This window comes from Micromonospora sp. NPDC003944 (assembly GCF_053605225.1).
On sequence record NZ_JBSGIV010000111.1, the window covers coordinates 1 to 12,461 of the forward strand.

The 12,461-nt window shown below is 71.5% G+C and carries 13 protein-coding genes; 5 read left to right on the forward strand and 8 right to left on the reverse strand.

Features of this window, described 5'->3' with window-relative positions; genetic code table 11:
- Positions 1 to 86: 86 nt before the first annotated feature.
- Positions 87 to 1,022, reverse strand: coding sequence for an NAD(P)/FAD-dependent oxidoreductase (locus ACWER9_RS30815; protein WP_452305167.1), 936 nt, complete (start codon positions 1,020 to 1,022; stop codon positions 87 to 89).
- A gap of 106 nt (positions 1,023 to 1,128) precedes the next feature.
- Here ACWER9_RS30815 and ACWER9_RS30820 point away from each other — a divergent pair, with 106 nt between their 5' ends.
- Complete coding sequence (locus tag ACWER9_RS30820) at positions 1,129 to 1,347, forward strand: DUF3072 domain-containing protein (protein WP_387194926.1); 219 nt, start codon at positions 1,129 to 1,131, stop codon at positions 1,345 to 1,347.
- A 341-nt stretch (positions 1,348 to 1,688) separates the two neighbouring features.
- Here ACWER9_RS30820 and ACWER9_RS30825 read toward each other — a convergent pair whose 3' ends face one another.
- From ACWER9_RS30825 to ACWER9_RS30835, 3 genes are all read right to left on the reverse strand, one after another.
- The gene (locus ACWER9_RS30825; RefSeq protein ID WP_452305156.1) at positions 1,689 to 2,189 is read right to left on the reverse strand and encodes a metallophosphoesterase family protein; all 501 of its coding nucleotides are present in this window, start codon (positions 2,187 to 2,189) and stop codon (positions 1,689 to 1,691) included.
- Between the two features lie 129 nt (positions 2,190 to 2,318).
- Entirely contained in the window at positions 2,319 to 5,195 is a 2,877-nt protein-coding gene (locus tag ACWER9_RS30830; protein ID WP_452305157.1) for a ricin-type beta-trefoil lectin domain protein, read from the reverse strand.
- A 152-nt stretch (positions 5,196 to 5,347) separates the two neighbouring features.
- Positions 5,348 to 7,177, reverse strand: a complete 1,830-nt coding sequence (locus ACWER9_RS30835) for a glycoside hydrolase family 15 protein (RefSeq protein ID WP_452305158.1) — start codon at positions 7,175 to 7,177, stop codon at positions 5,348 to 5,350.
- A 111-nt stretch (positions 7,178 to 7,288) separates the two neighbouring features.
- Here ACWER9_RS30835 and ACWER9_RS30840 point away from each other — a divergent pair, with 111 nt between their 5' ends.
- Complete coding sequence (locus tag ACWER9_RS30840) at positions 7,289 to 7,876, forward strand: general stress protein (protein ID WP_452305159.1); 588 nt, start codon at positions 7,289 to 7,291, stop codon at positions 7,874 to 7,876.
- Positions 7,877 to 7,928: 52 nt separating this feature from the next.
- Here ACWER9_RS30840 and ACWER9_RS30845 read toward each other — a convergent pair whose 3' ends face one another.
- The 3 genes from ACWER9_RS30845 to ACWER9_RS30855 form a co-directional block, all read right to left on the reverse strand.
- Complete coding sequence (locus tag ACWER9_RS30845; RefSeq protein ID WP_452305160.1) at positions 7,929 to 8,246, reverse strand: DUF6506 family protein; 318 nt, start codon at positions 8,244 to 8,246, stop codon at positions 7,929 to 7,931.
- A 97-nt stretch (positions 8,247 to 8,343) separates the two neighbouring features.
- Complete coding sequence (locus tag ACWER9_RS30850) at positions 8,344 to 8,940, reverse strand: DUF1684 domain-containing protein (RefSeq protein ID WP_452305161.1); 597 nt, start codon at positions 8,938 to 8,940, stop codon at positions 8,344 to 8,346.
- A 33-nt stretch (positions 8,941 to 8,973) separates the two neighbouring features.
- The gene (locus ACWER9_RS30855; RefSeq protein WP_452305162.1) at positions 8,974 to 9,543 is read right to left on the reverse strand and encodes a TetR/AcrR family transcriptional regulator; all 570 of its coding nucleotides are present in this window, start codon (positions 9,541 to 9,543) and stop codon (positions 8,974 to 8,976) included.
- A gap of 60 nt (positions 9,544 to 9,603) precedes the next feature.
- Between ACWER9_RS30855 and ACWER9_RS30860 the strand changes: the two genes are divergently transcribed.
- Positions 9,604 to 10,092 (forward strand): FBP domain-containing protein, encoded by a 489-nt coding sequence (locus ACWER9_RS30860; RefSeq protein ID WP_452305163.1) that lies wholly within the window; start codon positions 9,604 to 9,606, stop codon positions 10,090 to 10,092.
- A gap of 60 nt (positions 10,093 to 10,152) precedes the next feature.
- Here the strand turns inward: ACWER9_RS30860 and ACWER9_RS30865 are convergent, their stop codons facing one another.
- Positions 10,153 to 10,677 (reverse strand): GNAT family N-acetyltransferase, encoded by a 525-nt coding sequence (locus ACWER9_RS30865; RefSeq protein WP_452305164.1) that lies wholly within the window; start codon positions 10,675 to 10,677, stop codon positions 10,153 to 10,155.
- A gap of 165 nt (positions 10,678 to 10,842) precedes the next feature.
- Here ACWER9_RS30865 and ACWER9_RS30870 point away from each other — a divergent pair, with 165 nt between their 5' ends.
- Together ACWER9_RS30870 and ACWER9_RS30875 are read left to right on the forward strand one after the other, a co-directional pair.
- Positions 10,843 to 11,325: a MarR family winged helix-turn-helix transcriptional regulator gene (locus ACWER9_RS30870; RefSeq protein ID WP_452305165.1), complete on the forward strand. Its 483-nt coding sequence runs from the start codon at positions 10,843 to 10,845 to the stop codon at positions 11,323 to 11,325.
- 11 nt (positions 11,326 to 11,336) lie between these two features.
- Positions 11,337 to 12,323, forward strand: a complete 987-nt coding sequence (locus tag ACWER9_RS30875; RefSeq protein WP_452305166.1) for a pirin family protein — start codon at positions 11,337 to 11,339, stop codon at positions 12,321 to 12,323.
- Positions 12,324 to 12,461 lie beyond the last annotated feature (138 nt).

The window sequence follows — 12,461 nt, forward strand, 5'->3', positions numbered from 1 at the left end:
GTCACGGCTGCGCGGGGCGGCTCAGGCCAGCCGGTCACGGCTGCGCGGGGCGGCTCAGGCCAGCCGGTCACGGCTGCGCGGGTGGCTCAGGCCAGGCGGGCGGCCAGCGCGCGGCCGAGGTCCCGGCCGGAACGCCAGGCGCTCTGCACCCGGGGCTTGCCGAAGGCGTCGCCGGCCAGGCCGATCCCGTCAGCGTCCAGGTGGTGGGTGGCGCCGCCGGCGTCGCGTGTCGGCTTCGCGTACGTCCAGCGGTGCACGTGCACGTCGACGGCCTGCTCGGGCAGCCCGAGCAGGTCCCGCACGGCCTGCTCGATCGCCGGGCCGGCCCCGGTGGGTTGGGCGAGGTGACCGGCCGCGAACTCCGGCACGGTGTGCGCGACCAGCACCGGCGCACCGTCACCGCGCCGGTCGCCGTCGTCGCAGACGAGGTTGAGGACCGGGTGCTCGTTGACGAACGCGCCCCGGAAATCCGGCCAGCGCCGGGTCGGGAAGCGCAGCACCGCGGCCAGCGACGGCGACCACCGCTGCGCCTGTACGACCCGGGTGGCGTCGGCCAGAGCCGGGTCGAGCAGCAGGGCGGCCTGCGGGCCCGGCATGGCCAGGACGACCGCCGCACACGACACGCCGTCCACCACCGGACCTGGCTCGACGGTGAGCACCAGCCGGTCGACGGTCACCGGAACCGCGCCGGCCAGGTGCTCGACCACCGAACGCAGCCCACGCGGGGCGGCGAACCGCATCGGCCCGGTCACCTCGTGGTTCCCGCTCCGGTCGTACGCCTGGAAGGTGTCGGTCCACTCGCGGACCAGCCCGGCGGCGCGCCACTGCTCGACAAGCGCGGCGAAGTCCGGGTCGGTGGCGGTGAAGTAGGCGGCGCCGATGTCCGCGGGCCGGCCCTGGAAGCGCTTGCTGGCCATCCGGCCACCGCGGACGTGCCCCCGCTCCCGGACCTGCACCGGCACACCGGCCCGGGTCAACTCGACCGCACAGGCCACCCCGGCGATGCCCGCCCCGACCACCATGACACCCGACCGATCCACCGTCACCCGATGATCGTAGGTGGCGGAGGTCGGGAATGAACCACGGAGATCGGGGTACTGGCACACCTGTTCGAAGGAAAGGGTGATGATGATGACCGACCGCCGCACCGAGCAGGCCGACCAGAACGCCGCGATCAAGGACCCGGACGAGTGGGTCACCGGGGACGAGCCGCCGACCGCCGCGCAGGAGTCCTACCTGGGCACGCTGGCCCGGGAGGCCCATGCCGACCTCCCGGACGACCTGACCAAGGCCGAGGCGTCCAAGCGCATCGACGAACTCCAAGCCAAAACCGGCCGAGGCCAGTAGTCCCGCACCCCCGACATCCTTGCGTGAGGGCCGCACGGCCTGTCCCGGTCCGCCGATCATGGAGTTGTGGTGCCCGACTTAGGGGCTTTACGGGTGCTTGGTGACCCACCACAACTCCATGATCGGCAAGGCGGTGCCGGTGACGGACGGACGTCCCGCAAACCGAAACGGCGCCGCCCGCACTCCTCCACGCGATCTTGCACTTCCTGTCGCGACAAAACGCGCGCAAGGTGCGAAACAACGACAGCAAGTGCAAGATCGCGGGAGCAGGGCGCGGGGGCGGGGCGCGGGGCGCGGGGCGCGGGGCGCGGGGCGCGGGCGCGGGGCGCGGGGGGCGGGGTTCAGGGGCGGGCGAGGCTTTGTAGACGCACCTTGGTCAGGCTGCCTTCGTGCACCTTGGCCGTCAGGTAGGTGGCGTGGGGTTGGGAGCGGCGGTCGGTGGGTGAGCCGGGGTTGAGCAGGCGCAGACCACCGGGCGCCTCGGTGTCCCAGGGGATGTGCGAGTGCCCGAAGACCAGCAGGTCGACGTCGGGGAAGCGCGCCGCGCAGCGCTTCTCACGGCCGGTCCGGGGCCCGGTCTCGTGCACCACCGCGACCCGCAGACCGTCCAGCTCGACCCGGGCCACCTCCGGCAGCCGGGCGCGCAGCGCCGGGCCGTCGTTGTTGCCGTACACCCCGATCAGCCGGCGCGATCGCGCGGACATGGCGTCGAGCAGGGCTTCGTCCACCCAGTCGCCAGCGTGCACCACCACGTCGGCCTCCTCGATGGCCGCCCAGAGGGGCCCGGGTAGGTCCCGGGCCCGCTTCGGTAGGTGAGTGTCCGCCGTGAGCACCAGCCGCATACCGGCATTCTCCCCCGAGTCCCGGCCGCCCACCGGGGGACGTGGGTGGACGGCCGGGCTCCGCCTCCGCCGCCCGGCCCCGTGCGTCGTCGACGCTCGGGTACGGGTGCCGGGCCGGTCAGGGGGCGGTCACGGAAGGGTCCAGCGTTGCGCCCCGGTGCCGTTGCAGGTCCAGATCCGCAGTTGCCGACCGTCGGTGAGGTCCGAGTTGGGGATGTCCAGGCAACGCCCGGACTGGGGGTTGCGCAGGCTGCCGTCCGGCTGGGCGGCCCACTGTTGCGCCCCACTGCCGTTGCAGTCGTAGAGCTGCACGAGGGTGCCGTCGGTGGTGCCGCTCGCCTTCACGTCCAGGCACTTGGCGAGCCCACGGACCGTGCCGTCGCCGGGCAGGGTCCACCGTTGCGCCGCGGTGCCGTTGCAGGTCCAGGTCTGCACCTTGGTGCCGTTCGCGGTCTGGCTGGAGGCGATGTCCGCGCACTTGCCGAGGGCCTTGACCTCACCGGTGCGCGCCCCACCGGTGCCGACGCCCGGCCCGGTGAAGGTGTAGCTGTCCACGTCGAGCAACGCCCCGCTGCCGCCGGTCATCACGAGGTACAGGTCGTGGGTGCCGTCGTCGGGCCTGGTCACCGTGGCGCTCAGCTCCGTGTAGTTGTCCCAGCCGCCGGTGTTCGGCACCGCGATCCGGGCGACCTCCGTGCCGGTCGGTGAGTCGTACCGGAAGGAGATGGTGCCCCCGGGGCCGCCGGAGGAGACCCTGGCCCGGACGCCGGTGATCCCCTTGAGGCTGACCGCGTGGTGTCGGACGCTCTCGCCGTTCTGGATGTCACCGAGCCGCCTGCCACCCTCGGCCGCCGCCTGGTCGATCACCTTGGGGCCGTTGAGCTGGACGAAGTGCTCGGCCTGCCACTGTTTCGGGTAGAGGATGATCTCCTGTTCGCCGGTGAGCGCGGCCGAGCCGGTCGCGCCGCGGTCGGTGTAGCTGCCGCGCAGGACGAAGAAGAGCACCGAGTCGGGGCCGGCGTGCACCGGGCCGGTGTTGAAGGTCGCGCCGCAGCCGGTGCCCTCCCCCTCCTCGTGGGCGTGCTCCTGGTGCCCGAGCGCGGCCCGGACGACCACCGCCGAGCAGGCCGGCGTGCCGTCCTGCGGGTCACTTGCGGTGGCGCCCACCGCCAGGTCCTGCCCCCAGTCGAAGAGCCCGCCGGCGGGCAGGCCGGTCAGCGTGACCGTGGGGCGGTTGTTGCCGACCACCACCGACACCACTGTGGTGGCGCTGCGGCCGGTGCCGTCGCTGACGGTGAGCCGGGCACTGTAGGTCCCGTTCGAGGAGTACGTAAAGGACGGGTTGGCGGCGGTCGAGTCGGTGCTGCCGTTGTTGGTGAAGTCCCAGGCGTACGTCAACGGGTCGCCGTCCGGGTCCGAACTGCCGGCGCTGGAGAAGATCACCGAGAGGGGAGCCAGGCCGTTGTCCCGGTTGACTGTGGCCCTGGCCACCGGCGACCGACCACCCTGGACGTAGTTGATTTTGTACAGGCCGGCGTCGACAGCGCCGGAGAAGTAGCCGCTGCCGTACTCCAGCAGGTAGAGCGAGCCGTCCGGGCCGAACTGCCAGTCGATGGGGTGGACGAACGTCATGCCGGCGAGCACCGGCTCGATCACGGTCGGCGCGCCGGTGGCGGGGTTGCCGTTGTCGAACTGGACCTCCTTGATCCAGTTGCGGCAGTACTCGGAGATCAGCCACTTGTTGTCGTAGTAGGCGGGCCATTTCACGTCCGAGACGAGGTTCGGGTCGTAGTGGTAGACCTCGACGTGGTTGGGCGACCCGCACCCGCCGGGGTTGTCCAGGGCCGGCCAGTCCTCGCTGCCGCCGTGCTGCTCCCAGACCAGTGCGGGCTTCGTCGGCGGCAACTGTTGGATGCCGGTGTTGCGGGGTGAGTTGTTGACCGGGCCGGTCGAGCCGCCGCAGGGGAACCAGCCGCGCGGCGTGGCGGTGGCGAAGTCCCAGTCGTTGTACGCGACGTTCGGGCCGCCGCAGTACGGCCAGCCGTAGTTGCCCGGCCCGGTGGCCCGGTTGAACTCGTCGTACGCCGCCGGACCACGGTTGGCGAGGTCGGCGCCGGCGTCCGGGCCCACCTCACCCCAGTAGAGGGTGTTGGTGGCCTTGCGGTCCACCCAGATGCGGTACGGATTGCGCACGCCCATCACGTAGATCTCCGGGCGGGTCCGCGCGGTGCCGGCTGCGAAGAGGTTGCCGGCGGGGACGGTGTAGCTGCCGTCGTTCTCCGGGTGGATCCGGTTGATCTTTCCGCGCAGGTCGTTGGTGTTGCCCGAGGTGCGCTGGGCGTCGTACTGCGCGTTGCGGGTCGTCCGCTCGTCGATCGGGGCCATCCCGGCGGAGTCGCCGCCGGAGTTGGTGTTGTCGCCGACGGCGAAGTACAGGTTGCCTGCGGTGTCCCAGCTCATCGACCCGGCCGAGTGGCAGCACAGGTCGCGGTCGGTGGGCCACTCGATGAGCATGTCCTCGCTGGCCGGGTCGAGCAGGAGCGTGGAGGGGTTGAAGGTGAACCGGCTGATCCGGTTGACGAGCGGGGTGACCTTCGGCGAGTAGAAGAGGTAGACCCAGCGGTTGCTCGCGAAGCTCGGGTGCAGGGTGATGCCGATCAGGCCGTCCTCGAAGCGGGCGTCCAACGCCAGGGTCAGGGCCACGGTGGTGGACCTCGTCGCCGGGTTGTAGAGGCGGACCTGGCCGCCGGCGCTGCTGGTGCCCCGGTTGATGTAGAAGACCTTGCCGTCGGGGGCGACGGCAAGTTCGATCGGTTCGCCCATGGAGAGACCGCCGTCGAGGGCGACCTTCTCGAAACCGTTGGTGGCGGGCGGCGCGAGGGCTGCGGCCCGGGCCGGGGCGGCGGCGGCCGGGCGTTCGACGGCCTGCGGGACGAGGCAGAGGGTGAGCAGGACGGTGAGCAGGGTGGTGACGCTGACGAAACGTCGGCGCGGTGTGCGAGACACGAGACCTCCAGCTGTCCGGGGGATCTCGGTGCCGCTCCCGCCGACTGGAGGAGCACCGCAAGGTGTCCCGGACATTAACGTCTTTCACTGGAGTGCGATAGAACTTCACGCCAACAGATAGAAAGTTGTCACCATCTACACGAAAGTCCGGCTCAGGGGCGCACTGGTGAGAAGTACGCCGGAGGCATCCCACGCTGACGCAGCGTCGGGTCCCGTTCCACGTCGGTCAGCACACCGGCGGCGTTGATCAGGCCGATGTGCGAGAACGCCTGGGGGAAGTTGCCCAACTGTTCCCCGGTCAGCGGGTCGATCTGCTCGGCGAACAGGCCGAGGTCGTTGACCCGCTGCGCCAACTCCCGGAACAACTCGTGCGCCCGGTCCCGCTCACCGGCCAGCGCCAGGCAACAGACGAGCCAGAACGAACAGATGAGGAACCCCGCCGGGTCGCCGTCCCAGCGCCGCAACAGGCCGTCGTGGGAGAGCCGCTGCTCCACCGCGCGGATCGTCGAGAGCATCCGCGGATCGTCGGCCCGCAGGAACCCGACGAGCGGCATCACCAGCACCGAGGCGTCCAGGTCGTCGGATTCGAAACTCCCGGTGTACGCCTGGAGCCGCTCGTTCCAGCCCCGCTCGAAGACCTCCGCGCGCACCGCGTCGCGGGCGGCCGCCCAGCGGGCCACGTCCTGCGGCTCGCCGAGCCGGTCACCGAAGCGGACCGCCCGGTCCAGGGCGACCCAGCACTGCACCTTCGAGGAGACGTGGTGGTGCTGGATGCCACGCTCCTCCCACATGCCCGCGTCCGGCAACGCCCAGTCGCGCGCGGCCTGGTCCGCGAGCACCCGGAGCACGTGCTGCACCTCCGTGTCGAACGGCTGCAGCTTGTCGCGCATCAACCAGGCGGCGTCCATCGCCTCGCCGAAGATGTCGGTCTGCCGCTGCTGCCACGCGTCGTTTCCGATCATCACCGGTGGGCTGTCCCGGTAGCCGCCGAGCTGATCCAGGCGGTGCTCGGTGAGGTCCCGCTCCCCCAGTACCCCGTACATGATGGGCACCGGCATGTCGTCGACGCGGCCCATCGCCCGGCCCAACCAGGCGAACTGCCGTTGCACCTCGTCCAGGCACGCCGTCCGCCACAGTGCCCGCAGGGTCAGGCTGAAGTCACGCACCCAGACGTAGCGGTAGTCGTAGTTGCGGTCCCCGCCGAGCTTCTCCGGAAGCGAGGTGGTCACCGAGGCCACCACCGCACCGCTGGGCCGGTACGTCATGCCCTGCACCACCAGCCGGCTGCGCCGCACCTGCTCGGCGTAGAGCCCGTCGTACGGGTGCTCGGCCGACCAGGAGCGCCAGCCGGCGACGGTGTCGGCGATGGTCTGGTCGGCGTCCGGCACCTCGGGCAGCGGGGCGTCGTAGGTCGGGGCGTACCCGAGGGTGAAGGTGTGTTTGGTGCCGGCGCGGGCGGTGAACGTCCCGGTGGCCTCGCCGTCCCCGGCGGTCAACCGCTCGCTGCAACGCAGGGTGAGTCGGGCGGCCCCGGCGATGGCCTCCAGCATGTCCTCCCGCTCGATCAGGTACGCGATGGTCCGGCCGTACTCGAAGCGCGGCCGGTAGTGCACCCGCATCGGTACCGAACCCGACAGCCCCTCCACCGAGCGGACCAGCACCTGCGGCGAGCGCAGACCGACGTCGTGACCGCGTGAGCCGGGCTCGAAGGCGAGCGCGTCGGTGAGCGCGACGTCCCCCTGCGCGGTGTGGAAGACCGTCTTCAGCACCAGGGTGTCCTCGAGGTAGCAGCGTTCGACGCGGTAGTCGCCCTCGGGCTGGATCGACCAGTGCCCGGCGTTGTCGTCGAGCAGCCGCCCGAACACCGACGGGGCGTCGAACCGGCCCGGGCACCACCAGTTCACCGAGCCCGAGGCGTCCACGAGCGCCGCGCTGCGGCTGTCGGCGAGGAAGCCGTAGTCGCTGATCTGTCCGCTCTCCACCCGACTGGCTACCCGGGCAGTCCACGCCCATGCCCCTCCTGCCCGACGGCGGGCAGCGCGTTACCGCTCGGCCTGGACGGGAACCCGGGGAGCTGACGAGGGAGGATGCTCATGACGTCAGCTTCGGGGCCGACCGCCGCCTGGCGGCCCGGCACACAGGGTGGCGACCTGCTTCCGTCCGGGCCGGCCGGCCGCCTGTCGACACCGGCGGGCGACGGTCACGGGCCGGAGAGCGGCCCGCCGACCGTGACGATCGGCTCGTACCCGGACTATCCGACCGCGCAGCGGGTCGTCGACTATCTGGCCGACAACCGCTTCCCGGTGGAGCACAGCGCCATCGTCGGCACCAACCTCGCCCTTGTGGAGACGGTGCTCGGACGGATGACCACCGGCCGCGCCGGTCTGTTGGGTGCCGGCACCGGCGCCTGGTTCGGGCTCTTCATCGGTCTGCTGTTCGGCATCTTCACCGTCGGCAACTGGCTGGCGGTGATCCTGGTCGGGCTGGTCATCGGCGCGATCTGGGGTGCGGTGTTCGGCGCGGTCGCCCACGCCATGACCGGTGGTCAGCGCGACTTCACCTCGGCCAGCTCACTGCGCGCCGGCCAGTACGCGGTGACCGTCGACGCCCAGCTCGCCGACCAGGCGCGACAGCTGCTCGCTCGGATGCAGACGCCCGGCACGGCGGCGAACGGTCGCTGACCGACGACCGACCGGCCGTCCCGGCAGCGTGCCGGGGCGGCCGTGGCGTCGTTCAGTCGGGCTGGGCCTCGAACAGCTCGCCATAGCGCGTCGCACCACGTACCGAGTCCACCGCGAAGGTGACGTGCCCGACCGGCACCCGCCCGCCGACGGCCTCGGCCACCCGTGCCGCCGCCGCCAGCGCGAAGCCGCCGCACAGCTCGATCAGCGCGACACCCTCGGCCAGCAGGTCCACGGCGACGGCGGGGGCCACCGCCGGGTCCGGCACGGGCACCAGATAGGTGCGTTGGCCGTCGCGGTCCAGCACGACCCGGTCGCCCACCGGGTCGCTGCCCGGATGCTCGTAGACGTACGCCCAGCTGACCGTCATCTGACGTTCCTCCTCACGGGATCGGATACGTCGACCGACCGTAGGCGTTGAACGCGACGTGAGGTCAAGCCGCGCCCCTGCGGGGACGTCGCGTCGATCAGGACCCGTGGGTCGCGTACGTCTGCTCGCCGGCGCGGATGTCGACCTCGACCCGGTTCTCCGGAGGTGCCAACGGGCACGCCCAACGGTCGTCGTAGGCACAGCTCGGGTTGTAGAGGTAGTTGGCGTCCAGCCGGACCCGGTCACCGGGCAGCAGCTCGACGCCCCGGCCGAAGGTGCCCTTCACCGTGTCGGTGAGGTACCGCCCTCCCCCGTAGCTCTCCCGCCCGCAGGTGCCGTCGCGCAGCGGAACGAACAACCCTCCCCCGTACGCCTCGATCCACCAGAGGGTCAGCGGCCCCCAGGGCGTCTCGGCCACCGCGACCCGCCGGTACGCGACCACGCCGTCCGGGCCACCCGTGTCGATGCGCAGCTCGCCGCTGGCCGGGCGCAGGGGCGCCTCGACCACGGCTCGGGGATCGGGCGGGAAGTAGCGCACCCCGGTGAAGCCCGGCCGGTCCGCCACGGAGATCGGGCTCTGCGGGTGGGTGGCGAAGAGTTCGTCGCGGCCGGCACGGAAGCCGGCCAGGTCGACGTCGGACAGGTACAACCGGGCCACCCGCTCGCGCCAGTCGGCCAACTCCAGATCATCCACGCCACCGAGCCTATGCCGCCTCGCCGCGACACCTCAGGGCGACGGCCAGTTGGTGAGGACGGCGTCGAGGGCGTCCAGGGCGCGTGACCACGAGTCGTCGGTGGGGCGCGGGGTGTGCCGGAACCCGCCGGTCCGCTCCAGGCTCACGAACCCGTGGAACGTGCTGTGCATCATCCGCACCGCGTCGGTCTGGTCGGGCTCGGAGAGCCGGTAACCCCGCAGGATCGCCCGGGTCATCTCGGCGTGCCGGACACCCGCGCTCGCGGCGGCGGTCTCCGGGTCGAGGTCGATCTGCATGGCGGCGTAGCGGCCCGGGTGCTCCCGCGCGTAGTCGCGGTACGCGTTGGCGAAGGCCACCAGCGCGTCCTTTCCGGCCCGACCGGCGAGCGCGGTGGCGACCCGGTCGGCAAGCTCGGCCAGCGCCAGCAGGGCGATCCTGACCCGTAGGTCGTGCGCGTTCTTGAGGTGGAAGTAGAGGCTCGCGTCCTTCACCCCGAACTGGCGGGCGAGCGCGGCGACAGTGACGTTCTCCAGGCCCACCTCGTCGGCCAACTCCGCTGCGGCAAGCGTCAGGCGTTCGGCGGTCACCCCGGCACGTGCCATGCAGCACACTCCCAACCTATCTCTGATAAACACTTGCCTAGGAAAGCTAGGCTACTACCTATGCTACAGGTTACCGAGTCCGCCATCCGCGCGTCCTTCGTCAACTGCAGTCGGGGCGAGGCGAAGCGGCTGGCCGTACCCAATGATCTTGAAATGCGTCCGTGGGACGACCTCGACTTTCTCGGCTGGCGGGACCCGTCCGCGCCGCAGCGGGCCTACCTGGTCGCCGAGACCGACGGCGGGCTTGCCGGGGTGGTGCTGCGGGCCGCGACGCACCAGACCGGCCGCGTGCGGCACAGCATGTGTTCGTTCTGCCTGACCACGCACCTGGGCGGGGGCGTCTCGTTGATGACCGCCCCCAAGGCCGGTCCGAGTGGGCGGCAGGGCGACTCGGTGGGCACGTACCTCTGCACCGACCTGGCCTGCTCGCTGTACCTGCGGGGCAAGAAGCACGCCGGGCCCCCGGCGCCCGAGCCTCTGCCCCTGCCGGAGCGGATCGAGCGCGTCACGAGCGCCCTCACGACGTTCCTCCGCAAGGTGACCGAGTGACGGGCCGGAACGAGCGGCGCGGCCGGGGTCGACCCATGGTCGGACCCGGCCCGCCTCCGACTAACGGTCGGTGGCCAGGCGGGCGTGCAGGTGCTCGTCGTAGCGGCGGCCGTCGCCGTAGCGGTACGACTCCCGCAGGGTGCCCTCGGCCGGATAGCCGGCACGCTCGGCCACCCGGCAGGACGCCGGGTTCGCCACCGCGTGACACAACTCCACCCGGTGCAGCCCGAGATCCGCGAACGCCCACTCGGTGAGCCGCACGACGGCGCGCGCCGCCACCTGGCGTCCCCGCGCCGCGGGCATCGTCCAGTAGCCGATGGAGGCGTCGCCGTCGCGGATGTTGTGCAACGAGACCGAGCCGAGCAGCTCACCGTCGGCCGCCGCGGTGACCGCCATCGAGGCATGACCGCCGGTGGACCAGTCGGCGCGGCGGCGCACCCAGAGCAGGGCGACCTGATCGTCGATCGGGCCGCCACCCTGCGGGTTCCACTGCGCGATCGCCGGGTCGCGGAGGGCGTCGCGCACCGCCGGAGCGTCCTCGTCTCGCCAGGGCCGCAGCAACAGGTCGGCGGCGGCGAGTTCCACGTGTTACACGAGGCCGGAGTCTGGCACAACCCGCCGGCTGCCCGCCGCTGGATTCACGCGGACTTCCTTCAAAGCCGCACGATCTTGCCACCACGACCCTAGGGAGTGATGCAGAGCACGGAGAACGGCATTATTTAAATTTTGTAAGAATGTTATCGTCGTGGCATGACCGAGAGCCTGGACAGCACCCGAGAGGCCGCCTGGCGTGCCTACATCGAGGCCAGCCAGCGTCTCTACACCCAGTTGGAAGAGGATCTGCGGGTCGACAGTGACCTCAGCTTCGCCGACTACCACGTGCTGGTCCTGCTCTCCGAGGCACCGGGGCAGCGGCTCCGCATGGGCGAGCTGGCCAGCCGACTGATCTTCTCGCCCAGCCGCCTCACCTACCAGGTCTCCTCCATGCAGCGTCGCGGCCTGGTCAGCAAGGAGCCCTGCCCGGACGACAGGCGCGGCAGCGAGGCGGTCCTCACCGCCGCCGGGCTGCTCGCACTGCGGGAAGCCGCACCCCACCACCTGGCGTCGGTGCGCACCCACCTGATGGACGACCTCGACGACGCCGAGGTCGCCTGCCTCACCCGGGTCTTCGGCCGGCTCGGCGAGCGCCTGCGCGCATCGCGGGCCAGCTCGACCACCCCCGCCTCACGCTAGGAGCCCTCGACATGCCCGCGATCACCGTCGACAACGTCCTCGTCCTCCCCCGCCTGCCTCGACTCGACGAGGCCGCCACGATCCGCCCGGTCCGCACGGTGACCACGGCGCCCAGCGGTTTCGAGGGTGAGGGCTTCCCGGTCCGTCGCGCCTTCGCCGGCGTGTCGACCACCGATCTGGACCCGTTCATCCACCTCGACCAGATGGGCGAGGTGGACTACGCGCCGGGAGAGCCCAAGGGCACCCCGTGGCACCCGCACCGCGGCTTCGAGACCGTCACGTACATCATCGACGGCGTCTTCGACCACCAGGACTCCAACGGTGGTGGCGGCACCATCACCGACGGCGACACCCAGTGGATGACGGCGGGCAGCGGCCTGCTGCACATCGAGGCGCCGCCGGAGCACCTGGTGGTGAGCGGCGGGCTCTTCCACGGCACCCAACTGTGGGTCAACCTGCCCCGCTCGGCCAAGATGAACCCGCCCCGCTACCAGGACATCCGTGGCCGGGAGTCGGCGCTGCTCACCACGCCCGACGGCGGCGCGCTGGTCCGGGTCATCGCCGGCGAGATCGCCGGGCACCGCGGCCCGGGCTCGACCTTCACCCCGATCACCATCACCCACGTCACCGTGCAGCCGGGCGCGCAGGTCGACCTGCCCTGGCGGCCCGACTTCAACGCCCTGGTGTACGTGCTGGGCGGGCGCGGCACGGTCGGCGCCGACCGTCGGCCGGTGCGTACCGGCCAGCTCGCGGTGCACGGCCCGGGTGACGCGCTGCGGTTCAGCGCCGACACCGCGCAGGACAGCAACACCCCGGCCCTCGACCTCTACATCATGGGTGGTCAGCCCATTCGGGAGCCGGTGGCGCAGTACGGCCCGTTCGTGATGAACACCCGGGACGAGCTACTCAAGGCATTCGAGGACTTCCAGGCCGGCCGCCTCGGCGTGATCCCCACCGAGCGGCTCCCGCACACCGGCGGCCAGGGCACCCGCCCCTGACCACGCTCGACCGCTGAGATCGGCGCCGACGCCCCCGGCTCACCCACCCGGGGGCGCCGGTTCGTGCTGCGTGCGTCGAGCATGATGTGCTCCCGTGTCCGAACGGATAGACCACGATGGATCATTGTTGCCGCGAAC